Origin of the sequence: Paenibacillus sp. USDA918EY (genome assembly GCF_009870825.1) — a bacterium.
Classification (GTDB): domain Bacteria; phylum Bacillota; class Bacilli; order Paenibacillales; family Paenibacillaceae; genus Paenibacillus_AQ; species Paenibacillus_AQ albilobatus.
Genome location: NZ_WTWY01000004.1, coordinates 317161 through 340042, shown reverse-complemented (window position 1 = coordinate 340042; position 22882 = coordinate 317161). Strand labels below are relative to the sequence as shown.

Annotated in this window: 24 protein-coding genes and 1 pseudogene; 9 read left to right on the top strand and 16 right to left on the bottom strand. The window is 50.2% G+C overall.

All coding sequences use genetic code 11. From position 1 onward, the window contains the following. The first annotated feature begins 105 nt into the window (after positions 1–105). The gene (locus GQY55_RS11685; RefSeq protein WP_160041408.1) at positions 106–930 is read left to right on the top strand and encodes a methyltransferase domain-containing protein; all 825 of its coding nucleotides are present in this window, start codon (positions 106–108) and stop codon (positions 928–930) included. A 101-nt stretch (positions 931–1031) separates the two neighbouring features. On the opposite strand, the gene GQY55_RS11680 is transcribed toward GQY55_RS11685, so the two are convergent. Both GQY55_RS11680 and GQY55_RS11675 read right to left on the bottom strand, forming a co-directional pair. Next, positions 1032–1571, bottom strand: coding sequence for a DUF4190 domain-containing protein (locus GQY55_RS11680; protein ID WP_160041406.1), 540 nt, complete (start codon positions 1569–1571; stop codon positions 1032–1034). Positions 1572–1715: 144 nt separating this feature from the next. Beyond that, on the bottom strand, positions 1716–2408 hold the full coding sequence (locus GQY55_RS11675) for a DUF421 domain-containing protein (RefSeq protein WP_160041614.1): 693 nt from the start codon (positions 2406–2408) through the stop codon (positions 1716–1718). A gap of 381 nt (positions 2409–2789) precedes the next feature. Here GQY55_RS11675 and GQY55_RS11670 point away from each other — a divergent pair, with 381 nt between their 5' ends. From GQY55_RS11670 to GQY55_RS31935, 4 genes are all read left to right on the top strand, one after another. Continuing rightward, on the top strand, positions 2790–4931 hold the full coding sequence (locus GQY55_RS11670) for an alpha-amylase family glycosyl hydrolase (RefSeq protein ID WP_160041404.1): 2142 nt from the start codon (positions 2790–2792) through the stop codon (positions 4929–4931). A 434-nt stretch (positions 4932–5365) separates the two neighbouring features. After that, positions 5366–6784, top strand: coding sequence for a hypothetical protein (locus tag GQY55_RS11665; RefSeq protein ID WP_160041402.1), 1419 nt, complete (start codon positions 5366–5368; stop codon positions 6782–6784). Positions 6785–6932: 148 nt separating this feature from the next. Continuing rightward, positions 6933–7703 carry an MFS transporter gene (locus tag GQY55_RS31940; RefSeq protein ID WP_306434047.1) on the top strand — a complete coding sequence of 257 codons (771 nt, stop codon included), beginning with the start codon at positions 6933–6935 and terminating at the stop codon, positions 7701–7703. After that, complete coding sequence (locus tag GQY55_RS31935; protein WP_306434046.1) at positions 7616–8140, top strand: MFS transporter; 525 nt, start codon at positions 7616–7618, stop codon at positions 8138–8140. The genes GQY55_RS31940 and GQY55_RS31935 overlap by 88 nt, the downstream gene beginning before the upstream one ends. An 88-nt stretch (positions 8141–8228) precedes the next feature. Here GQY55_RS31935 and GQY55_RS11655 read toward each other — a convergent pair whose 3' ends face one another. From GQY55_RS11655 to GQY55_RS11645, 3 genes are all read right to left on the bottom strand, one after another. Continuing rightward, positions 8229–9053 carry an NAD(P)-dependent oxidoreductase gene (locus GQY55_RS11655; RefSeq protein ID WP_160041400.1) on the bottom strand — a complete coding sequence of 275 codons (825 nt, stop codon included), beginning with the start codon at positions 9051–9053 and terminating at the stop codon, positions 8229–8231. 63 nt (positions 9054–9116) lie between these two features. Then, a complete protein-coding gene (locus GQY55_RS11650; protein WP_268895008.1) occupies positions 9117–9494 on the bottom strand; it encodes a MerR family transcriptional regulator in 378 nt (125 codons plus the stop codon). 268 nt (positions 9495–9762) lie between these two features. Then, complete coding sequence (locus tag GQY55_RS11645) at positions 9763–10110, bottom strand: winged helix-turn-helix transcriptional regulator (RefSeq protein ID WP_160041398.1); 348 nt, start codon at positions 10108–10110, stop codon at positions 9763–9765. A gap of 177 nt (positions 10111–10287) precedes the next feature. Here GQY55_RS11645 and GQY55_RS11640 point away from each other — a divergent pair, with 177 nt between their 5' ends. After that, positions 10288–10911 (top strand): TetR/AcrR family transcriptional regulator, encoded by a 624-nt coding sequence (locus GQY55_RS11640; RefSeq protein ID WP_160041396.1) that lies wholly within the window; start codon positions 10288–10290, stop codon positions 10909–10911. Positions 10912–11075: 164 nt separating this feature from the next. On the opposite strand, the gene GQY55_RS11635 is transcribed toward GQY55_RS11640, so the two are convergent. The 6 genes from GQY55_RS11635 to GQY55_RS11610 form a co-directional block, all read right to left on the bottom strand. Beyond that, complete coding sequence (locus GQY55_RS11635; protein WP_160041394.1) at positions 11076–11597, bottom strand: GNAT family N-acetyltransferase; 522 nt, start codon at positions 11595–11597, stop codon at positions 11076–11078. Positions 11598–11611: 14 nt separating this feature from the next. Continuing rightward, positions 11612–12157, bottom strand: a complete 546-nt coding sequence (locus GQY55_RS11630) for a GNAT family N-acetyltransferase (RefSeq protein ID WP_160041392.1) — start codon at positions 12155–12157, stop codon at positions 11612–11614. Positions 12158–12327: 170 nt separating this feature from the next. Beyond that, positions 12328–12852: a hypothetical protein gene (locus GQY55_RS11625; RefSeq protein ID WP_160041390.1), complete on the bottom strand. Its 525-nt coding sequence runs from the start codon at positions 12850–12852 to the stop codon at positions 12328–12330. Between the two features lie 53 nt (positions 12853–12905). Further along, complete coding sequence (locus GQY55_RS11620) at positions 12906–13490, bottom strand: histidine phosphatase family protein (protein ID WP_160041388.1); 585 nt, start codon at positions 13488–13490, stop codon at positions 12906–12908. Then, the gene (locus GQY55_RS11615; RefSeq protein WP_236575554.1) at positions 13487–13981 is read right to left on the bottom strand and encodes an NUDIX hydrolase; all 495 of its coding nucleotides are present in this window, start codon (positions 13979–13981) and stop codon (positions 13487–13489) included. The genes GQY55_RS11620 and GQY55_RS11615 overlap by 4 nt, the downstream gene beginning before the upstream one ends. Then, the gene (locus GQY55_RS11610) at positions 13974–14498 is read right to left on the bottom strand and encodes a DUF402 domain-containing protein (RefSeq protein ID WP_236575553.1); all 525 of its coding nucleotides are present in this window, start codon (positions 14496–14498) and stop codon (positions 13974–13976) included. Before GQY55_RS11610 ends, GQY55_RS11615 begins: the two co-directional genes overlap by 8 nt. Positions 14499–14657: 159 nt before the next feature. Between GQY55_RS11610 and GQY55_RS11605 the strand changes: the two are divergent. Further along, positions 14658–14960 (top strand): annotated as a pseudogene (locus GQY55_RS11605) (DUF4406 domain-containing protein); the annotation flags it as partial. Positions 14961–15542: 582 nt separating this feature from the next. Here the strand turns inward: GQY55_RS11605 and GQY55_RS11600 are convergent. The 4 genes from GQY55_RS11600 to GQY55_RS31335 form a co-directional block, all read right to left on the bottom strand. Beyond that, positions 15543–16682, bottom strand: coding sequence for a beta-ketoacyl-ACP synthase III (locus tag GQY55_RS11600; RefSeq protein WP_160041386.1), 1140 nt, complete (start codon positions 16680–16682; stop codon positions 15543–15545). A gap of 208 nt (positions 16683–16890) precedes the next feature. Then, on the bottom strand, positions 16891–17325 hold the full coding sequence (locus tag GQY55_RS11595; RefSeq protein WP_160041384.1) for an NUDIX hydrolase: 435 nt from the start codon (positions 17323–17325) through the stop codon (positions 16891–16893). Between the two features lie 34 nt (positions 17326–17359). Beyond that, positions 17360–18820: a serine hydrolase domain-containing protein gene (locus GQY55_RS11590; protein ID WP_160041382.1), complete on the bottom strand. Its 1461-nt coding sequence runs from the start codon at positions 18818–18820 to the stop codon at positions 17360–17362. Positions 18821–19256: 436 nt separating this feature from the next. Next, entirely contained in the window at positions 19257–19544 is a 288-nt protein-coding gene (locus GQY55_RS31335) for a DUF6223 family protein (RefSeq protein WP_236575551.1), read from the bottom strand. A 550-nt stretch (positions 19545–20094) separates the two neighbouring features. Here GQY55_RS31335 and GQY55_RS11585 point away from each other — a divergent pair. Next, positions 20095–21177, top strand: coding sequence for a sensor histidine kinase (locus GQY55_RS11585; protein WP_236575550.1), 1083 nt, complete (start codon positions 20095–20097; stop codon positions 21175–21177). Between the two features lie 199 nt (positions 21178–21376). Further along, positions 21377–21625 carry a hypothetical protein gene (locus GQY55_RS11580; RefSeq protein WP_160041380.1) on the top strand — a complete coding sequence of 83 codons (249 nt, stop codon included), beginning with the start codon at positions 21377–21379 and terminating at the stop codon, positions 21623–21625. A 196-nt stretch (positions 21626–21821) separates the two neighbouring features. Here GQY55_RS11580 and GQY55_RS11575 read toward each other — a convergent pair whose 3' ends face one another. Further along, positions 21822–22526, bottom strand: coding sequence for a DNA alkylation repair protein (locus GQY55_RS11575; protein ID WP_160041378.1), 705 nt, complete (start codon positions 22524–22526; stop codon positions 21822–21824). Between the last annotated feature and the right edge of the window lie 356 nt (positions 22527–22882).

Below are 22882 nucleotides of genomic sequence, written 5' to 3'. Positions count from 1 at the left end.
ACAAATTCAACCGCCGGTTGAGCGGGATAAAAATTCAATTTCGAAGTTATTGTCCGGCTTGAAGCGCTCCCGGTACAATGAGGTACGTAAAGGAGCGTGGACAGGTTGAAGGAAACATTGGCAAGAAATATCGGCAGATACCGGAAAGAACGGGGATTTACGCAGGAGGAGCTGGCGCAAAAGCTGGGCCTCTCCTTTCAAGCCGTTTCCAAGTGGGAAAATGCGCAATCGATGCCCGACATCGCATTGCTTCCGGCGTTGTCCCAAACGCTGCAGGTAAGCATCGAGAAACTTTTGGGATATCTTTCTTACGACAAGCCGGTGACCGTGTATGAAGAGAAATACCGGACGCCCGAGTACATTTGGGGCACGGAACCAAACGAAGCTTGTTTCCGGGTGCTGCAGCTGATGCCTCCCACCAGGCATGTGAAGCTGCTCGACATCGGCTGCGGCGAAGGAAAAGACGCGGTGTTTTTTGCAAGAAACGGATACGACGTCACCGCATTCGACATCACGGACGCAGGGATCGAAAAAACCAAAAGGCTTGCAGAGCAAGCCGGCGTCAACGTAAACGTGCTTAAAGCGGATGTTTTGGATTTCCGCCTGGATTCCCATTTTGACGTTTTATTTTCGAGCGGCGTGCTGCATTATATCAAACCGGAATTGCGCGATGAAATATTCGGGAACTACAAAAGATTTACCCGTCCGAACGGACTTCATGTTTTGAATGCGTTCGTCCATAAACCGTTTATCGCACCGCCGCCCGAAAACGAGACCAACGCGTATCTATGGCGTTCCGGCGAATTGCCCGGCCATTATGAAGACTGGTACCTGTATGAAAGCTCCGAGGTGGTGTTCGACTGCAATTCATCGGGAGTTCCTCACCAGCATGCGATGACGAAACTGATCGCGCGGAACATGGCCGTTTAGACCGGATGCTTGCGGGGAGAAAGCAAAGCTTGAAAAAAGGGGCTGCGGCCCCTTTTTTCGTTTCATACGCTCATCGAATGGTCTGTCCGGTTCTATTTTGACTAGTTGACTTTGACGCCGTTTATGATGAACATGGTCGCAATGACGAAAAGAATAAGCAGCGACATTAACACAACAGGCACCGCCGTTAAAGTGATCCCGGCGATGGCCATGCCTCTGCCGCTGATCGAACGTCTTGCCCGGATCCCCAGCACAAAACCTAAAAGATTAACAATAAAGGATACCATCATCGTAAACATCGCCATGGGCATAGGGTCGTAATAATAGTATGTAGAGACCAGCTGAAATTTTGATAACGAGTTCAAAAACAACAAAATACCGAAAATTCCGCAGATCAAGGAAACGACGGCTTGTCCAAGCCGGTTCACGGGCTGCTTTTTTTTGCTTTGCTTTGTGGCCGGTTTGCGGACCTGCGACGATTGGGACTGGCTGCGGTTGCCCGCTGCGGGAACACGGCCCGAATGAGAGTTTGTAGCACCGCTCGGCCTGACTTGGCCGGCACTTCTTCCCGCCTGCCTATCTGCCGGCGAAGACGCCGGTCTGGCGGGCGGTTTCATGGATGGTTGTTTGGATGGCTGCAATGCGATTTTCCCCCTCCGTTCTATTAGATTCATAGGTATGTAGAACTATGCGAAATATTTTCCATCATAGTCCAGCCGGAGGTTTTTGTCAAAATTTGTTTCTTCTGCCGCATAGCGACGGACTAAGAAAAAATGCCCGATTGGTTACTTTCGCCGGCTTTGAGCATAGGTTTGAACAAAGATCCCGTCTCCTTCCAGCCATTCGGCGATAAAAACGTCTTTGTAATCGGACACCCGCTGGGTTTGAAGCTGTTTTTTCAGCCATACCTCATTAAAACCCGCATCCTTGATTTCGTCCCATAATACGGTCCCGTCGCGAATAAGCGTTACGGGGACGTGCACTTTTTTTTCCGGCAGCTTCAAATCCCCCTGCGTCGTTTTCTTGTATTTGGATTTTTTCAAAATGCTGAGGGACCCATCGACCTCCAAGTAACAGTAGGCCACCTCGCGAATCGAGAAGGTTTCGCTTTGGCGAAGCAGGCTTTGCAGCTGATTGAGGTTCATCCGGTTTTTCTTCAGCTGCCGATAATCCACGACGCCGTTGTTGATCAGCGCGGACGGTTTTCCTTCGAACAGGCCGCGAAAAAACAAGGATTTTTGCCCGAGATATTCGACGATGATGAGCAGTAATCCCCATAAGGAAATGGAATAAAGAATATAACCGATACCGATGCCGGGTTCAAACAGCGCGTTGCCGAGCAGTTCCCCGAACATGATCGAGGCGATAAAGGTAAACGGCGTGATCTGCCGAATCATTTTTCTTCCGACGATTTTTACGATGACAAACAACAAAAAAAATCCGACGATCAGCTCGAAGGTTAAAGATAAAAAATGAATATCCCTCATTTCACAGACCCCAATACGATTCGATTTTGAGCGGTACATATTATGTATTCCCACTTTGCGCCCAATGTTTACCTTGAGCATGATGATTCCCGGTGGAGACATGGGCTGCACGAAAAATAGGCGAATTTAAAATCTGTCGGAAAATAAATACTGTTATTTATTGACATTTGTATTCGCTTTCATCTACAATATGGTTGGAACGCGAGCACGATAATATAAGGGCCATGCATTCCTTCACCGCACATCCGGTATGGAACAACCCCGGTATCTCAATAGGAGACGCCGGGGTTTTTTGTCGCCCTTTTTTTCCAGGAGGTGTTGCGAGGACAACGGACAAGTCTGGACTTCTCATCATTACATAGGAGGTATAATATGAAGAAATTTTTGAAAACGACAGCCGCTTTTGCCCTGGGGTTATCGCTCATCTTCGGGCTTTTCAGCCCTGCCCAGGCGGCGCCGGATACCTCGGTATCCAACAAGCAAAATTTCAGCACCGACGTCATCTATCAAATTTTCACCGACCGGTTCTCGGACGGAAATCCGGCCAACAATCCGACCGGCGCGGCGTTCGACGGGACCTGCACGAACCTTCGGTTGTATTGCGGGGGCGACTGGCAGGGAATCATCAACAAAATCAACGACGGCTACCTGACCGGGATGGGCATCACCGCCATCTGGATCTCGCAGCCGGTCGAGAACATCTACAGCATCATCAATTATTCCGGCGTGAACAATACCGCCTATCACGGCTACTGGGCCCGGGACTTCAAAAAGACGAATCCGGCCTACGGCACGATCGCGGACTTCCAGAATCTGATCGCCGCCGCGCATGCGAAAAACATCAAGGTCATTATCGACTTTGCCCCGAACCATACGTCGCCGGCTTCGTCCGATCAGCCTTCCTTCGCGGAGAACGGCCGGTTGTACAATAACGGCACGCTGCTCGGCGGTTATACGAACGATACGCAAAATTTGTTCCATCATAACGGCGGTACCGATTTTTCCACGATCGAAAACGGCATTTACAAAAACCTGTACGATCTCGCCGATCTGAACCACAACAACAGCACCGTGGACGTTTACTTGAAGGACGCGATCAAAATGTGGCTGGACCTTGGCATCGACGGCATCCGTATGGACGCGGTGAAACATATGCCGTTCGGCTGGCAGAAGAGCTTTATGGCTACCGTCAACAACTATAAGCCGGTTTTCACCTTCGGCGAGTGGTTCCTTGGCGTAAACGAAGTGAGCCCGGAAAACCACCAGTTCGCCAACGAATCGGGCATGAGCCTGCTCGATTTCCGTTTTGCCCAAAAGGTGCGGCAGGTGTTCCGGGACAACACCGACAATATGTACGGCCTGAAGGCGATGCTGGAGGGCTCCGCAGCCGATTACGCCCAGGTGGACGACCAGGTGACGTTCATCGACAACCATGACATGGAGCGCTTCCACGCAAGCAATGCGAACCGCCGGAAACTCGAGCAAGCTTTGGCGTTCACGCTGACCTCGCGCGGCGTGCCGGCCATTTATTACGGCACCGAGCAGTATATGTCGGGCGGGACCGATCCGGACAATCGAGCGCGGATCCCTTCCTTCTCCACGTCGACGACCGCCTATCAGGTCATTCAAAAGCTGGCGCCGCTGCGCAAGTCGAATCCGGCGATCGCCTACGGATCAACGCAGGAGCGCTGGATCAACAACGACGTGCTCATTTATGAGCGCAAGTTCGGCGGCAACGTTGCCGTGGTTGCCGTCAACCGCAATTTGAACACGCCCGCTTCCATCTCGGGGCTTGTGACTTCCCTGCCGCAAGGCAGCTACAATGACGTGCTTGGCGGTCTTCTGAACGGCAATGCGTTAACGGTCGGCACTGGCGGAGCCGCGTCGAACTTCACGCTTGCGGCCGGCGGCACGGCCGTGTGGCAATACACGACGGCAACGGCAACGCCGACCATCGGGCATGTCGGGCCGATGATGGCCAAGCCTGGCGTGACGATCACGATCGACGGCCGCGGCTTCGGCTCAACCAAAGGCACCGTCTACTTCGGTACGACGGCGGTCACCGGCGCAAACATCACGGCTTGGGAAGACACGGAAATTAAAGTGAAAATCCCTGCCGTCGCCGGCGGCATCTACAATATTAAAATCGCAAACGCCGCCGGTACGGAAAGCAATGTGTACGACAACTTCGAGGTACTGTCCGGAGATCAGGTCAGCGTCCGCTTCGTGGTGAACAACGCGACGACGGCGCTTGGGCAAAACGTTTACCTGACGGGCAGTGTCAGCGAGCTGGGGAACTGGGACCCGGCGAAAGCAATCGGGCCAATGTACAATCAGGTCGTTTACCAATATCCGAATTGGTATTATGATGTCAGCGTTCCGGCCGGCAAGACGATCGAGTTCAAGTTTTTGAAGAAACAAGGCTCCACCGTCACGTGGGAAGGCGGCAGCAACCACACCTTCACCGCGCCGGCCAGCGGCACCGCGACGATTAACGTAAATTGGCAGCCATAAGGCGTGAGGGATTGACAGCCCTAATCCATTGGAAATGAACGTCGTACTTCTGTTTCTGAAGAGGAGAGGCTCGTCTTCCGCTCAATCCGCCACAGGCTCATCTGAAGCAAAAAAGAGGGGACCACTCCCCTCTTTTTCTTTTATCCTCTCTCCTCCTTATGTTCGATGTCCTGTCCTTTACCCCAAAATACATCAAATCCCCCGTTCACCCGCGATGGCCAGAGCGCAAAACCGGCCGGGATGATCTTTACAAGCGCGGCGCGTGTTGTTCTCAGTATCAAAAAGTATCCTACCTTACAAAAATGATCGGATCATACAAAAAAGTGCGTACTACTCAAACAGAATAGAACCTGATAACCTACATACAGAACGATCGATCCAGATTTCGACAAGCGGCACGGTCGTTTAAAAAATGGTATGTGAGGTGCGAACATATGCAAGAATATCGACTGACTTTGAAAGATACGCAAATCGTATGGGGGAAGGCGATCGACATTGAGTCTCTCATTGGCAAATATCCTAGCGACTCCATCAGACAGGGCATGAACGAAACTTTGGATTGGAATTTGCCTGCAGGTGTATATCGGGCAAAAGAAATCGTGATGGAGCTGGACAAGATGCTTGAGGCGATGCTGGTTCAGCTTGGGGAACCGGTAAACGGCGATCCGACGGTACTCTTGGACAGTCTCCAGGCTAATTTGGCGATATCCGGACGTGTGTCCTCCCTGCCGCTGGGCCCCTTGGCGCTAGAAGATAAAGCTGGCGTCGAACTCACAGCCCAAGCGGTGCGAATCGGCGAGCAATTGGTAAGCTGGGCCCGGGAATATAATGCCGAAAAAAAGACGCTGGCTAAGTACGGGCCGGAAACGTTAGGAAAGATGGAATTTCGAAGCCATTGTTACGGTCATGCCCTGATCCCGCAGGCTATTGCTCAGGTTTGGGGACCCTTCGGCGGTCCAAGGATCATGCAGATTTATAATGAATACCTGCACCAATTCGTATTGCTCCGGGATGCCTTGCTACCGTTTGCCAATTGGGAGGAAGTTCCGTTTGAAGTCAAGGAATATACGGAGTTCAAAGGACTGCGTTTTCTGGAACCGGCCCGGGAGGTCTTCCTAACTCAATTGCTCGGGAAAAAGTTGACGCACAAATCGATTGTCCAGCACGCGCAAAATGTGGTCAGTTCGGGTTTGACCGCAGTGGGTTACGGCTTCCAATACCGCCTCGGAACCGTGCTGCCGGCTGGCTGGGGAGAGTCTGCCCGGACGGCGGCGCGGTACCTGCTCAAATGGCACCCGGTACAAACGATACAGACCGAAGGAACACATGATTTGGCCGGTGTCTCCTTCGATTATGAATATGACGATTATTATGCCGCGCCGCGTACCGAAGCAGGAAAAGGTACGCCTGTAAGCGAGGACACGCTTTCTGTTTTCGAAGAACGTGACGATAAACCGCTCATTGCCCGGTTGCTGCCTAATACGGGTGCCGATCGGACGACGCTGCGTCTCAGCCTGGAAATGCAGGGCCGCGAGTTTACGATAGATCTCGGACAGCTTTTTCGAGGGCATCGCTTTTTATATCGGCCGCAAGGCAGCGACAATGCCGGTGCCGTGAAGCGAACCTCCATCAGCTTGCACCATGCGACAGACATTCTCTCGCATTCCGGATTGGTGACGAATGCCGATGGAGTTCATTTTATCCCGACCGGCGGAAATGAACTTCTCGTTTGGGCCTTGCTAGGGAAGCTGTATCCCGAAAATGTGGTTTTATTGGACCATGGGGATCAGGAGGAACTGGAGGCGGCTTATGTTTCCGGCAAAGGGTTCGGAACGCAATTTTTAGTCCTGTAAGCATTTAGGCTTCAAGAATGGAATATTTGACGGCATAGCCATAGGATAATGGCTTTTGCCGTCAAATTCCGCAGCCCTACATTAAGCTTTTTCAAGTTTTACAAAATGAGATTCTGTCATCCGGTTAAGAGCAGGAAGGAGACTTTTCTTGACGAAGCAGCAAAAACTTTTGACTATAAATTTATTTTTATTGACCTTTGTATTGGGAACCAGTGAATTTGTAATGGTCGGATTATTAACCGAAGTAGCCGCGGACATGAAGATCGCCATATCGGTCGCAGGCTCCCTGGTGTCGGCTTTTGCTTTGTCTTTTGCCATAGGTACACCGATTTTCACGGCATTATTCAGCCGATTCTCCAAGCGTCCGCTCATCCTTGCTTTGATCGGCGTATTTATTGCCGGGAATATGATAACGGCTATATCGGGATCGTATGGATTGCTTCTGGCGTCCAGAGTGGTCACGGCCGTGGTTACAGGCGTCTTGATTGCACTTGCGATGGCGGTGGCCAGTGAAACGATGCCTCTCGAAAAAAGAGGGCCGGTGATCTCCATCATCTTTACGGGTTTTACCGTGGCCAGCGTTCTCGGCGTGCCCCTTGGCACTTATATCGGGCAATGGGGCGGATGGCATTTGTCCTATTGGTTTACCACGCTATTGGGAGTCGTATCTCTGATGGCAAGCTTGGCAACCATCCCCAGGGGACTACAAGGAGCGCGGAGTTCACTCAAAAAACAACTCCGATTATTCGCCTATCCCAGAATTGTGCTTGCTTTCTTTATTCCTGCGTTAAGCATTGGAGCAACTTATAGCGTCTATACGTATTTAGCTCCGTGCTCCAGGATGTGCTTTTGGTTCCGGCACCGTATATTAGCCTCGTCTTTTTGCTGTATGGCGTCGCGTCTATCTTTAGCACGTTAATTGGCGGAAAGCTGGCAGCCCGAAACGGGATGGGAAAAATTCGCTACGTATTCCTGGCTCAAGCCGTCATTCTCGCGTCGCTATTCGTTTCTTCCGGATCGCTTGTCGGGGGACTCATCAGCATCTCATGTATGGCTCTGGTCGTTTATCTCATGAACTCAACGATGCAGTTGTACTTCATTGATTGGGCCGATCGGCATGTACCGGAAGCCAGGGACTTGGCTTCGTCCTTAACCTCCGTATCCGTCAATGTTGGCATTGCGATCGGATCCGCTTTGGGAGGATTTGTCACGACAAATATGAAGCTCATTGATCTTTCCTGGTCCGGGGGGATCGTTGCCGTCTTGGCAGCCGTGCTGGCTATGATCAACTATCGTTTGGAGCGGGGTGCCCGCAGCAGAAGTGCATTTAAAGAGGAAATTGGACTTCGCGGCTAATGCGGAGCAAGCTTGTATAACAAAACATAAGGTAAGGGGCTGTCCCTTTCGAGTTACAGCCCCTTCTTATGATGCGAATCGGCTCAGTCTACTGTCTGCTCCGATCTCCACCCTCAAGCATATCGAGCAGCTGACTGGCGAGCGGAGCAGGGAATTGCGCGTTTTGTGCCGCCGCTAGGAAAAGGCCGACATCCTTCTGCGGAATTTTGCTTTGGGAGATGGTTGCCGTCTTCTCGGCAATCATTTTGCCATAGGATTGATAGATTGGGGCGGCAAACAGCGTGCTCGTAAGCATGTTGACCGCCGCCTGGGGATCGACCCCGCCGCGTTCGGCCATGCCTAGTGCTTCCTCCAGCGAGCGTGCGGCGGAGACGATGAGGAAGTTACCGATCAGTTTGACGAGCACGGCCGTACCGGCTTCTTCGCCGAAGTCAAAGATCCCTTTGGCTCCCATCGCCTCCAGCAGCGGCCGCACCCGCTCCTTCGCCTCCTGCGGACCCGCAACGGGAATCCACAACTGCTTTGCCGCGGCCGCCTCGGGTCGACCGAATACGGGCGCCTCGACATAGACGGAGCCGTGCCGCGCGTGCAAGTCCGCCAGCTTCCTGCCCGTATCCGGCGATACCGTGCTCATGGACACGTGAATGCCGCCCGGCCCGAGCCGCTCCAGGAAATCCTCGCTTCTGACGACGCCTTCCAATGCATCGTCGTCCCACACCAAGGTGACGACGATGCCCCCGGCCGTCACGACGTCGGCGGGACGGGTCGCCTGCAACGCGCCCTGGGCAACGAGCGGCTCCGCTTTGGCCGCGGTGCGGTTGTAAACGGTCAGCGCATACCCCGCCTGAAGCAGATTGGCTGCGACGGGCAGCCCGAGCAGGCCGAGGCCGATAAATCCAATGTTCTCTCTCATTAAGATCATTCCTCCTTCGAATTTCAAAACATGACGTTAACGTCATGTTTTGGGTAAAAAAATTTAGCTATGATCATTAGCCTCGAGCCACCGCTCGAAGCGTTCGATATGGGACTGCAGATCGGCGCGGAACTGCCCCAGTGCATCGAGCTTCTCGTCCGTGTCGGCCAGATGCCGGCGCAGCAGGCCGAGAACCTTCCGCTTCGCCTGCACCCCGCCAGGATCCGTGAAGTAAGACTCGATTACGTCCCGAATCTCCTCAAGGCTTAAGCCCAGCATCTTCAACTGATCGATCTTCCGCAGTCGGGCGACCGTTTCTTCCGTGTAGTAGTAATGGCCGTTGCCCTCGCGTTCGCCTGAAGGAAGCAGTCCGATGCTCTCGTAATAGCGAACCGTGCGCTGGGTAACCCCTGCTCTCTCTGCCAACTCGCCAATGCGCATGCGGTTCATCATCGATCACTCCCTTCACGATAGAAATATAACGTTAACGTCATGTTCGTATCATAGCACTTTGATTGGGTGATGTAAAGGGGAACAGGATAGCTCCATAACAAGCCTATATCCGATACCGGATGCTGATGCGAATGGATCTTCCGATCGCCAAGCTACATTCAGGACAGCCTTTTAAAGTTCTAATATCTTCAGCCGATCGATCAGGTATGGCGCGTACAGGTAAACGGACATCGAGCCGCGTTGAATCCCTTTTTTATCAGGCACGCGATACTTCATCGGGAAAACTTTCGATATAGGTGGTGCCAAAATCGCATAACATCAGGAGCATGGGAGCCAGTTGTTCGCCCAGTTCGGATAAACAGTATTCCACTTTTGGCGGTGATACCGGATAAACCTTGCGACTAATGAGTCCGTCGCTTTCAAGCATTCTTAGCTGCATCGTAAGCATGCGTTGCGTCGCGTCTGGAAGCAGCCGCCGCAGCTCATTATACCGGATGGGGCCCTTTGCCAATTCGTTTAAAATAGCTATTTTCCACTTCCCGCTAACTAAGCTGAGGACGATTTCGGAGGTGCACCGATAGGTCTTATCTCTAAACGTTATCATCTGTCCACACATCCCTTTCCGTAAAATGAAGAGAGACAATTTGTTGCTTGCTTCTGGTTTTTGCAAAATGCTCATTGATGAATTGTGAATCGGTCATTCCATATATTAATTTCAACTCCGCTTCCTTGTCAAGGACTTATGGATCGATTAGTATAAAATAATAAAGGAGGTCTTCTTATGCCACGAACGGGACGCCCGCGCGCATTTAACCGTGACGAAGCGGTTGCCGCCGCGATGGTGCTTTTTTGGGAACACGGCTTTGAATCCACTTCGCTTGCCCAGCTGCGCGCTGCGATGGGAAATATTTCGGCGGCGAGTTTTTACGCGGCATTCGATTCCAAGGAATCCTTGTTCCGCGAAGCGGTGGATAAATATATCTCTACATATGGACAAGTGTCGGAAAGTTTCAGGGATACGAGCTTAACATCAAAAGCAGCCATGGAGCAGGGATTGCGGCAATCGGCGCGGGTACAGACAGATCACTCCCATCCTTTGGGCTGTCTGTTGGTGTTGTCCGCTGTAAACTGTTCTCCTGAACAACATCACATTCAAGAGATTCTGGCCAAGGAACGGGAAAGGGTTCACGGTTGGCTGAATGATTGCATCAAACGGGCCGTTGCCAACGGGGAATTGCCCGCTTCAACGGATATTCCCATGCTGGTGACGTTATTTGAAACGTTTCTTCGAGGAATTTCGCTACAAGCCCGGGACGGTGTTCCGTACGAAACCATTGACGCTGCCATCACTCAACTGATGAACGTATGGGATACGATATCCGCCAAGCGGCACCGCGACGATTAACGTAAATTGGCAGCCATAGGGCGTGAGGGATCGTCGGTTGCATCCACTGGAAGAGAGCGTCTAATCCGCGTAGCGGGAGTCCGCCCAAACCGCTGGATTATCTGCAGCAGAAAAAGATGGGACCTTCCCCTCTTTTTCTGCTGTGCATGCATTTTTCGAATAGATCAGGTTTCGATCCAAAACCGTTTGACGATATTCCCGTCTTCTTCCGTAAAACTGGCGTCCGGCACCCCACCGTTTTTCAAAATCGTTTTTTCCGAAGCCCCATTCCAGTCGTCGCATGCGACAAGCGCTTTCGTAATGCCGAGCTCCTTTGCTTTTTCCAGAGCTAAAGAAAGCAATAGGGAGGCATAACCTTTTTGCCGTTCGGCCGGACGGATGCCATACCCGATATGGCCGCCGCTTTGCAGCAGTTTTTCGTTCAGGCGATGCCGGATGTTGACCGCCCCGATCACGCGTTTATTTTCGGCAACGAGCCAATAAGTGGAGCTCGGCACCCAATCTTCCGGGATTCCTTCCCCCTTTTCATTTTGCCGCAAAAACTGAAGCATGCCTTCAAAGTCGGACGGTTCCCTGCTAACCACCCAAGGCACGATGGACTCTCCGCTGGCTAACCATTCCTCGTAGAAATCTATGTATTCGTCCCTATACTCGAAACCCGGTTCCGCCAAAAACGCGTTATCCAAAACCGCTCCCCCGATCACTTGAGTTTTTTGCCGTTGTATTCGTGCTTGAGGACGCCCATTTGAATTAAATCATGCCAAGCGCCTTCCCTGAACAGAAACTCGCGCAAAATCCCTTCCTGCTTGAATCCGATTTTCCTGTACATGGATATGGCCTTTAGGTTAAAAGCAAACACCTGCAGCGACACCCGGTGCAGATTCATTTCGGAAAAGGCGTAATCCAGCAAAAGCGAAAGCGCCTCCGTGCCGTAGCCTTTCCCCCAGTATTCCTTGTCGCCAATATCGATGATGCACTCGGCGTTGCGATTTTTGCGGTCGATTTGAACCAGTGAAGTGATGCCGATGGGTGCCTGCGATTGTTTTTCGATGATCATGTAGCTTTTGGATGTGCCGGATCCCAATATGACTTGTTCCACGAACGCCTGGGTTTCCGCGAAGGTATACACATCCAGGTACGGACTGGTCGTCCGCATGACGTCCGGGTCGTTTCTCCATTGATGATATATGGGAATATCGTCTTCCATCATTTTTCGAAAATAAATTCTTGAAGATTCGAACAGCATCTTTTTCCTCCTCTTGTGGGTTGTTCCCGGTAATCTCCGATCGGACGGAGCATTTCTTCCAAGGTAAATAGCAGCGCATCCAGCCGCTCATTCACTTTGGCGCGACCAGGGCCAAGATGGGCCGTTTTTCAACGTTCCATTCGCTGCAAAAAAACGGCCGCTAGCCGAATTTATTTCAAAAGCTCCAGCAGTTCCAGTACCTCGGGCGCAAGGTCGGGATTGACGCGCATGATATCCTCAAACAAGGGTCTCGCCTGCTTCAACAAGAAATCGCTGTAATAGTAATAGCTGAAAAACGCCTCGGGGTCGTATCCGGCCGGTTCTCCTCTCTCCCATTCCAGTTCGTCTTCCTCTTCGTCCTCAGGCCAAAGATATTTCTCGTTCAACAGCTCGTTCATGCTTGTTACCGGATGTTCCAATTCCAAATCCTGATCGGATAGCGCGGAAGCGACATTCAAACACACCCTGATTTCACCCGAAGCAGCCTCCTTCGGACCCCGCAGCTCAAGACCGCGCAGCAGTTCAAGCAGCACCCATGGCGTAACCTGCCATAACGTGCCTTGATGCTCGGCCAGCTCGGCCAATGATTCAAATTGTCCCGTCTCGATCAGCCGCGGAATGTCCGTCCCTCTCCCGTAGGGGGTCGTTAACCGCTGCCAAGGAATGTTTGGATGGAGTTGCTCAAAAGCTTCCAAGACGATTTCTCCTTTCGCGATTCACGCTCGTTTTTGCCTTCGAATGCTGTTTTTCAAACATTCGCGGATTCATCCCACAATCTTTTAACCTCTATCAGTTCCTGACCGTCAAATTGCATCCGGTACACATCCGGCTTCGATAATTGGAGCAAAAATTCCAAACCGTATCGGCTGTCGTAATGCCCCATCATCAGCGTCATCACGGCCCCATGGGTGCCAATGGCTATCTTTTGTCCGCGGTAAACATCTAAAATTTCCTTTAAAACGCCGATCGCCCGCTGCCGGCAAGCCGCGTTGGATTCCCCTCCCGGCAAGGCATAATGCGGATCCGCAAACGACCGGTCCAGCAAAGGGGACAGCTCCCGATCGGAAATCCGATGTTCACCGGCGTCAAATTTCCGTTCTTTAAGATCCTCGTATACAATGATCTCCTTCCCGGCTTGGTCGGCTAACTCCCGAATGGTCATCACCGAGCGGGCGTACGGACTTGAAACAAATACGCCGATGCCTTCCTCCCGCAAAAGTTCGGTGACCCGGCGGGCGTCTAACCTCCCTTTTTCCGTGAGCCCTCGCGTGCTCTCCGTTCCCTCCGTTTTGGGCGATTCCCCATGTCTTACCATATATATGTACGTTTTCACCTGAACTCCTCCTTCAAGGTTGAACGCGAAGCCATTCGGACGGTTTTTTGCGGACAAAATGTTTTTCGATCAATTTTCAAAACCTCATCGTTGCCCGGCAGCGCGGCTGTTTCCGCGGCTTCTTCGAACGAAAGCCAGCGATATTCGCTGTGTTCGTCGTTTAAAACGACGTTCTGGCCGTCTGCGACGTACCCGACAAATACGGGGGCTTTGTAAATGTAGTTTCCTGCCGGCGAATAAAACTCGTCGAATGCATTGGAAACGTAAAGCGAAACCTCGTTAATCCCCGTTTCCTCGCGAATTTCCCTGAAGGCGGCTTCCCAGGCCTTTTCCCCTTCCTCGATGCTTCCGCCGATGTAACACCATGCGCCATGCAGCACGGAAGAAGAGCGTTTTAACAGCAGCACCTTGTATTCATCATCGATTTTTTTCAATAAGCCGGCAGCGATTCCGCTGCATATGACGGGAATGGCACGGGTGGATTCAACCATAGAGTTCAGCCCCCAGCAGTTCGGTTTCCGTCATGGCATCCCGGATGATGCCGTCCATTCGGCCGATCAGCGACTGAAGCGCATCCTGCACGCCCCCGCCTTCGAACCGATGCAGCGGCTCGGGCAGCTCGTTTTCGTCCAACACAAAATATTCCCCATCGGGCAGCACCAACAGATCGATGATCAAATCTTCGAAAATCACCGCCTCCTCCGTAACGGCCGTATTCCGGACAATGTTAAAATAAGATCCGATATATTGCCCTTTGCTGTCTCTCCAAAAATACAGATTATAAGGACGGTCTACCCAATAATAGGCAAACGTATAGCAGCCTGCAGGAATCGTGAGCTCGCGAACGCCGGCCTGCATGGTAAACGATTTGTCCACTTTATGCAGCAGCACGATCTTTGGCAGTTCCATTTTCAAAAGCTCGCAGTGATGGTCCACCGTCGTATTGTCATAACGGATTTTTCGCTCGATGATGTGTCGGCCCTTTTTTGGAATCGATGGCGTTGGCAAATGGAACCCTCCCTTTGAAACGATTTTCAAAAGATAGTAGAAAAGCAGCTGATGTTAATAATTGTATCAAAGGGCCCGCTGGATTTCTAATAGAGCACCCTTATCCCCAAAATTCCAGTATAATGATTCCAACGACTGCTTATATGAAAGGATGCCATCATGAAAATAATTACCTTATGCGGTTCGACCAAATTCAAGCGCCAATTCGAACAGGCCAACGCTTTTTTGACCCTTCAGGGAAATGTCGTGATGACCGTTGCTTTTTTTGAGCAAAGCGAAGGTTTTGAAATCACGCAGGAACAAGCTGAACGGATGGGGGAGATTCATCTGAGAAAAATCGATCTTTCCGACGAAATTTTCGTGATCGATGTGGACGGGTACATAGGCAGCAGCACCGGAAAAGAAATCGACTATGCCCGGTCGCAGGGAAAAGCAGTCCGTTACTACTCCGCCGGGGATATTCCTTCGCATTTTTCGATTGCGGGCTCCGATCAAACGATTCCAAAAACGGATCTGATGCAAGTTTACGGGCAGATGCGTGCGTGGGAACAGGTCCGGGAAACGGAGAAAAATATGCTGAGCGGCATGCTTGAATTTGATGCCCATCGATTGAACGTTTGCAGGCAAATTCAGCGACAAACCAATGATGCGCTTAAGCTGTACGGCATTGACGTTGAGCATCTGCTCACCAAAAGGCTGTCATACTTAAAAAAAGAGGCTTGGATATTTAATCATGGCATTAAGCCCAATAAAATCGAACACGGTGGTTACGAATACGAAGTATACGAGATTCCGATCAACGATGATACCGAACCGCTTAAAACCTTCCCTACCCTAAAAGAAGCAGTCGCTGAAATTTTAACCTATTACCCGGAAATCACTCTCCATAAAACGGTCGAACAAGTGATGGAGGAATTGGAGTTTAAATAACCCGTTCTTGCTGCTCACCAGCTCTATTTAAAATAAATGGCTCATCCCGCTAAATGCGGAATGAGCCTCTAGTTGTTCAGGCGGTCAGCCTTCCCGTAAACCAACGACAGGTCTTTACGCTCCCGCTGAAGGTCCCACGACGGTAAGCAGCGTAAAAGAGGTTTGGAACCTGCCGCTTTCGGGTACGATGGCCAACAGCTGCTGTCCTTCGGTAAGATGCCCCTCGTTCAGCAGTTCCTCCAGCATGATATAAATGGAAGCCGCGCCCGTATTCCCTTTCGTATACAAATTCGTAAACCATTTTTCGTCCGGAATATGCACGCCGCCAAGTTCCAACAATTTGAACAATTCGTCCTTAAAAAAATGCGATGAATAATGGCAGACCATCCAATCGATGTTTTCCGGATCAAATCGCCCTTCCTCCACAAGCTCCAGAAAACGGATGACGCCTACTTTGGATATTTCATTGACCAGTCTGACATCTTGCTTCATATTCAACGCTCCGCGGTCGGCCGCTTCATGAATCGACGGATAGTCGTGCCAGGATGAAATCCCGTCCTCTTTATTCATTCCGGAGTACATGCAGACTTCGTATTGATTCGCAAAGGACTTGTTATCGATCCATTCGATGCGCAGCGAGAGGCCTGCAGGATTGGGGGTGTTTTGCAACACGGCGGCACCCGCTCCATCCGATAACATAAACCGCAAAAAATCGGTATCGAACGGGATACGGCTATTGCTGTAGATTCCTTGCGCCTCAAACTTGGTATGTTTAAATTCGCGGCTGTAAAACTCGCTTCCGCAGGAGATTGCGGCTTGGTGCTCGCCGGATTTGATTTGTATGTATGCATTTTTAAGCGCCTGGGTTCCGCTTGCGCACAAGCCGGCGTGCGAGGCGATCTCCATGACGGGCAGGCCCGTTTCGCCGTGCACCATGCTTGCAAAGCCGGGCAGAAGCAGGTCGGGTCTTGTCGTTCCGGTCGCCAGGAAACCGATATCCCGTTCCGTTACGTTCCCGTTCCGCTCCAAGGCGTCGCGGATGGCAAGAGCGGCCATCTCCGCGTTAGAGTACAAACTTTTCTGTTCTTTGTCCATCGCGTAATACCGATAACGGATTTGGTTTCGCTCAAGAATGATCCGTTTGGTTTTGGAAGGTTTACCTCCGATTTTGCCAAGATAATCCTCCATTTCGTCATTGCCGACAGGATCGCCCGGCAGAAATTTGCCGATACTTGTAATATAAACCGGATTCATAGAACACCTCTCCATTCTAGTATATATCATCTATTATTATGGATAATTTATCGATTGTAAAGTAATGGAATATATTCTTGATACTCCCACTCAAAAAAGAGGTTTTCTCTCGAATAGCGTCAGATCAAGCCTTAAAAACAGCAAAAAAAAGACGCCTGGGACACGACGAACCCAAACGTCTTAAAATATATCTGTCGCTTTTTGCGGATCAACTCAAACTGACATGTTTTGCGAAAAACTCGCGCGATTCGGGAAATAACAGCTCCGGAATTCGTTCTCTCGCAAAAAATCGAATCTCGTCGATTTCGTCATCCTCCGGTGTCAAATCCGTCCCGTCTCCTCTGTACACCACATGAAACATCGTCGTTTCCTGACGTTCAAAACCAATCTTTTCACGGGTCGCCCGATCGAATAAAAAGAGAATTTTATCGTCATACCGCTTCATGATTTCGTAATTCGTCGAACCCGTCTCCTCCTTCAGTTCCCGAAACAAAGCTTGCTCCAAAGTGACATCCTGAGGTTCGATACCGCCTTTGGGGAAGTCCCACATCGCTTTTATTTTCCCTTGGGCTCCCTTCACTTTATGTACCAGCATAACCTTCCCGTCATGCTCCACAATGGCTCCAACTGCTTTACGGATCATCAAAAACACCCCTAGGCGATATTCCCGCTTATTTTCAATACTTCAACGTTGATGTTGTTTCATGCCAAATCGTGCGAACCAACCGAATCATTCCCATGCTTCCCTTCAATGCCAAAAGTACAGTCATCATCTTCAGCCAAAGGATGACGTCCGGCTGGTAGATTTCCGCGATATGCCACACTGGCACCACTTGAGTCATACTTAATATCAGGACGACAATCAGACCTGCAAAATCCACAACAATTCTGGATATAACTTTGACGGATATTTTAGAATGGCCGGAATAGTCAGGACTCCACGGTCCAAAGCAGCGCTTGGCTGTTCGGGCGAGCGCGTATAATAACCAAGCGGTTAGGATGAACATGAGTATATTTACAAGCATGTATTTCTGCGAAATGCTTAGACTCGATCCTCCAATCGGTCGTTCATTCAGGATGTTGACGACCCCGGAAGCGATATGGGTAGTCGTTATGATGTGCGATTTGAATAACGTCGAATCGATCGCATCAAGCACATTAGCGAATACGATGACTCCCAGCTGTTTTTCCGGAACTATATACGTTTGGGCTTGAAAACCGATCGAACCGCCCGGCTGACCGATCACCGGCAAACCGTTTATGCGATCTGTCATCCAACCCATGGCGTACGTTCCCGGAACAGGTTCGGTCTGCATAAGCCGAATCCCTTCCGAAGAGAGAACGGAATCATTTTCAAACCGGCCGCCGTTTATTTGGGCAATCAAATAATGGCTCATGTCCTCCGCGCTGGTATAGAGGTAGCCCGCCGGCGCATCCCCTGGAATAAAAATATAGGGGCCGTCGTAGGCAACGTTGTATCCGAATATTCGACGGTAGGGCGTAGCCAGTCCGTGCCCGGCTGCTTCATCGAGCGTAACGTAGCTGCTGTGCATAGACAGAGGGCTGAAAATATGCTCCTTCACATAGTCGCCATAAGACTGGCCGGATACTTGCTGCACGATATAGCCGAGCAGTACATAATTTGCGTTCGAATACCTGTAGGGATGTTCGGTTTGCTTGGTGTCCTTTAGAAACTTTTCCGCATAAGACAAGGCGTTTTTTTCCAGAGCATCTTGAGCCTGTTCGTTGGCGCTTGTCAACGTGTTGCTAAAAGTCGAAATTTGGGTGAACCCGCTTGTTTGGTTAAGCAATTGGCGTACCGTAATGAACTCTGCGCCTTTATGCTTGGTGGGGATATATCGTTGTATAGGCGCATCCAAGTCAATTTTTCCTTTTTCGGCAAGCTGCAGCACGGCCATAGCCGTAATCGACTTGCCGATCGAACCTAGGCCGAATGGTGTGTCCGGTGTTACGGGACGACCCGACGAATCGGCTTGACCGTATCCTTTGAGGTAAAGAATCCGATCCCCCTGTACAATCCCGAGAGCCAGGCCCGGAAGATGTTGCCGTTTCATTTCACGAGCAATGTACGCATCCACTTCGGATAGGACGGAGTCTTCTGACCGCTCTACTAGCATGTTTTGATCGCTTCCCGCTGAGCTGAATAAAGGGGAGATCCAAAGACCACACAATATAATAGATAAAATTCCCAATATCTTTTTCATTTTCATTCCATCCCATCCAAGTTGGTTTTCTGTAAACTATCCGAAAATTATTCCTATTCGCTAGTGCATGTTCCTATGAATGAATATTTTTTAAATTCATTCATTCGAAGTTAAAAAAACTTTGAATCATTCATGATGATTTATAAACCTAAAATTACTGGCTTGGCATCTCAGGATTTTGCAAAATTCGATTCCTCCCGCTCCCGGACACAATAAATAGACGAACTAAACCGTTTCACTCTATATATTTCTGATTGAAAGTCGCTCCTTGGATTTTTCCAAAATCTTCATCTATAATTTCCTTTTAAAACAATATACCAGTTTATAGCTGCAATGGAAACAGGCCGGTTCAGCCGTTGCGGCGGGAGCGGACCCAAGTTAGCCCGGCGAGGATTATGCCGGCCAGCCCCACCAATATGGCTACGATAGCCCCGGCTCGCCCGTTGCCGGTACCGAAACCACCGCTGGAGTTGAGCAAATGCAGCACTGCGAGGAGGATGCCGATCAGCCCTGCCACCCCGCCAACGATGGCTCCTGCTCGCCCGTAGCCCGCACGGCGGGAGCGCACGAGAGACAACCCGCCGATGACCACGCTGGCCAGCCCCACTACTCCGGCCACGAGGGCCCTCAGCCGCATTGGGGTAAATATCCGTATTCAGCACTACCGTTGGTTACATCGGCAGAAAGAATTGTTGGTATAAATAGAAGCGTACTAATTATTACGAATGAAACAAACATCATTTTCATTTGTTGCTCACTCCCCTTTGTTGTTTGGCAAAATGTACTTGTTAATGCACAAACGAAGGATTCGGCTGGATCGATCCCTCCTTCCGCACTATCGCTCTCTTAATCGACATGCATACATTTCGGCCCTTTTTGCGGTGCCGGTAGTTCTCTTTGTTACGCAATCAGTTTAAACAATAAATGTCAAGAACTTATGCAGATCCTCCTCTTTTTGTATGTATTTCTTCAAGAACATGTTGAAACACGGTATAATTTTCGGCAAATGGTGGAATCTCGCACTGGTAGCAGACTAAACTGGAAAGGCGTGATGGAATGGAACCGAAATGGTTGCTTATGGAGGACGAACCGGCCAATCCTCGATATGTTCAGACGGTGTACGGTTTGGGTTCCGGGTTCGGTGAACGATGATGACGTTGACGGTACGACAAAAAATATTTGCCTGCATGGGACTGCTCGTTCTTATTGTCGGCGGCGCCCATGCCGTAACCAAACAGGTTTACATGGAGTCTTTGTTCGATCAATTCCGCAAGGAAGAAATCAGTGCAGCTTATGTGAACGCGCCGCCCGGGGAACAAATCGAGATCTTGAAGACTTATGTTTCCGGTAAGATGCAAACATTTTGGCTTGGAAATTGGGTGTTTTTTTTAGCACTCGGGCTGTTCTTCAGTTTATGGATTTCGGGGGTACTGACGATCCCGCTTCGAAAGCTCGTTGCCGCGATCGAACGCGTGGCGCACGGGGATCTGGACGTGAACGTTCCTGTACAATCAAAAGACGAATACGGTAAAGTAATCCATACATTCAACGACATGACGCTTCGCCTTCGGGAAGCTGAGGACGCCCGCAGGCGGTTGGTGGCCGATGTCGCTCATGAGCTTCGAACTCCGCTGTCCATCATGCAGCTAAAATTAGAAAACGCGCAACAGACCGGTCAATACGTCCCTCCAGAAATGATGCTCAGACTCCATGACGAAGTGATACGCCTAAGTTTGATCGTGGAAGATCTTCACGTCTTATCGTTGGCTGAGGCGGGCCGGTTGGTTTTGGATTGCAAACCGCTCGATCTGTCAGCAAAACTTGAACAAATCGTTGAAGATGTGAAAATGGAGGCTGAAGAGAACGGACTGGAAATACGCTTCTATTCGAACACGAGACCGGTAACGGTAATGGCCGACGCGAGACGGATTACGCAGGTGTTCATCAATTTATTGACGAATGCAATCCGCTACACGCCGGAAGGCGGAAGCATCTCGGTTGTCATTGAAGACGGGGTCATGGACGGGAATGCAGCCTTTACTTGTGCCTCCGTGATCGACACCGGCATCGGAATTCCAGCCGAGGAGCTGGCCCACCTATTCGACCGTTTTTATCGCGTGGAAAAAGCCCGTTCGCGGCATTCAGGCGGAACGGGGCTCGGATTAGCGATCGCTCATCATTTTGTCAGAGCCCATGGCGGGTTTATCCGCGTCGTGAGCGAGCCTGATCAAGGTACGGCATTTACCGTTTATTTGCCTGCGGCTAAATGATTTGCCGACACCGGTTCGCTGATCCGAGCGATCATAGGGGCGTATTTTTCCCATAAAAAAATATTGGCCGCCGGAGCCACCGGATCGTAAGGAAGTTACATGGTCAAAGGGTACTTTCCGCCATCCAACGGATTGTCCGCATGTGTTATCATTGAAAACAACTGTATTTTGAAGATGATCTTATAAGGAGGAAGAAAGAATGGAGTTGACACCCAAACAACGAACGGTGCTGCTAACACTAACCACTGAATGGCAGACCCCGATCCGGCTTGCTAACCAGCTTCCGGAAGCATCAGGGAATTTACCGGACGTACAAGAGGGACTTAAAGTCCTTTTGCAAGAAGGATTGGTTCAGATGAATCCAACGGTTGCGGGATTATATCGGCTAACCAAAGAAGGCAATACGTTGAAAGAAAGAGTTCGAATCGAAGACAACCGAATAAAGTGACGGAAACATTTGTCTAAGCACTCTCATCATTAGAACAAGTACCGTTTTAAAAGATCTGCAAGCGGCTACGATCCCCTTTAACTTTGTAGCAAAGGCAAAGAACGTTTGCCCCATCGGTTTTCTCATAATACAAATCAGTCCATCGAAAGAAATCGGCGGCCTGAACAATCAAAGACGGAGTGTAGCATACTTGGATTTAACACCGGACATGTTTGCGTTTGAAACCAAGCTGCCCTTTATCTACAGCCTTTTGAATGTTTGCGGAAGCGTGTATGAACTTGCTTTTGGTCTTGTCCCTGACTTCGACCGGACCTACTGCATTAGCGGTCTCAACGGCTTTATCATGGAGAGGCAAATAAGATACAGCAACTGTATACAAAAAATTGTTCATCGCGTATTTCGCTCGTTCGGGAGCATCGTGAATCGTTCGTTCCACCAGATCGAGCATGCCGGCAATTTTGTCTTCGGAGAATTCACCATCCGGACGGTTCCCCAACAGCCAGCAGTAACAGCTCCAGCCCGCCGACATTCTTAACTCCTCTCCGCTTGCAATCCATCGATCGGCAACCTTTTGTGCGATGTCTGCTTCCGCTAGAGTAACGGCAACCACATAATCGGACAGCATGTAAAAATAAGCCGCATCCATCCAACGGTCATAATCCGCTTCGGTCATCGCATTGGGGTCTGCAATGATGCCGGCAAAATACATAGCGTCGTAGTTCCCTGTCGCGTATAGCTGCTCGGCTAAAGGTTGGTTGATTTTCGTTTTCTTGAAGATCGGTTTCATCTCGCCGGTCGCCACGCCAAAAAGCGGTTCATGTGCGCCGTTGGATATGTACATCTTCTTGAGTCGTTCCTTGCCGAGAGCTTCAAGTTCTTGCATTACCATTTCAAAATTCATTGTTTAACACTCCTTTGGCGGATTGCTTGTTAAAATTATAACAATCCAATCCATTTATTTGGCATATAACATATCATAAAAATTTTGCCCGCAACACACAACATTCCATATAGACGTATGCAGGAACATAGGAAGATGGTTAGCATGAAGTTAGAGCCTCGATTAATTAGGCGGCGGCATATAGGACAATAGACGCACATCCCGGCTTCCCACTCATTTTTTAGGCGAGGTATTCCCGCAATGATTTAGTAGGATTCTCTACTCTTGACTGAATTTAAACGGGCCCTGTCATTTATGTCTGTAAGTTAAATTTATGGACTCTAGTTCTATTGGCATGGTAAAATAAACCTATCATT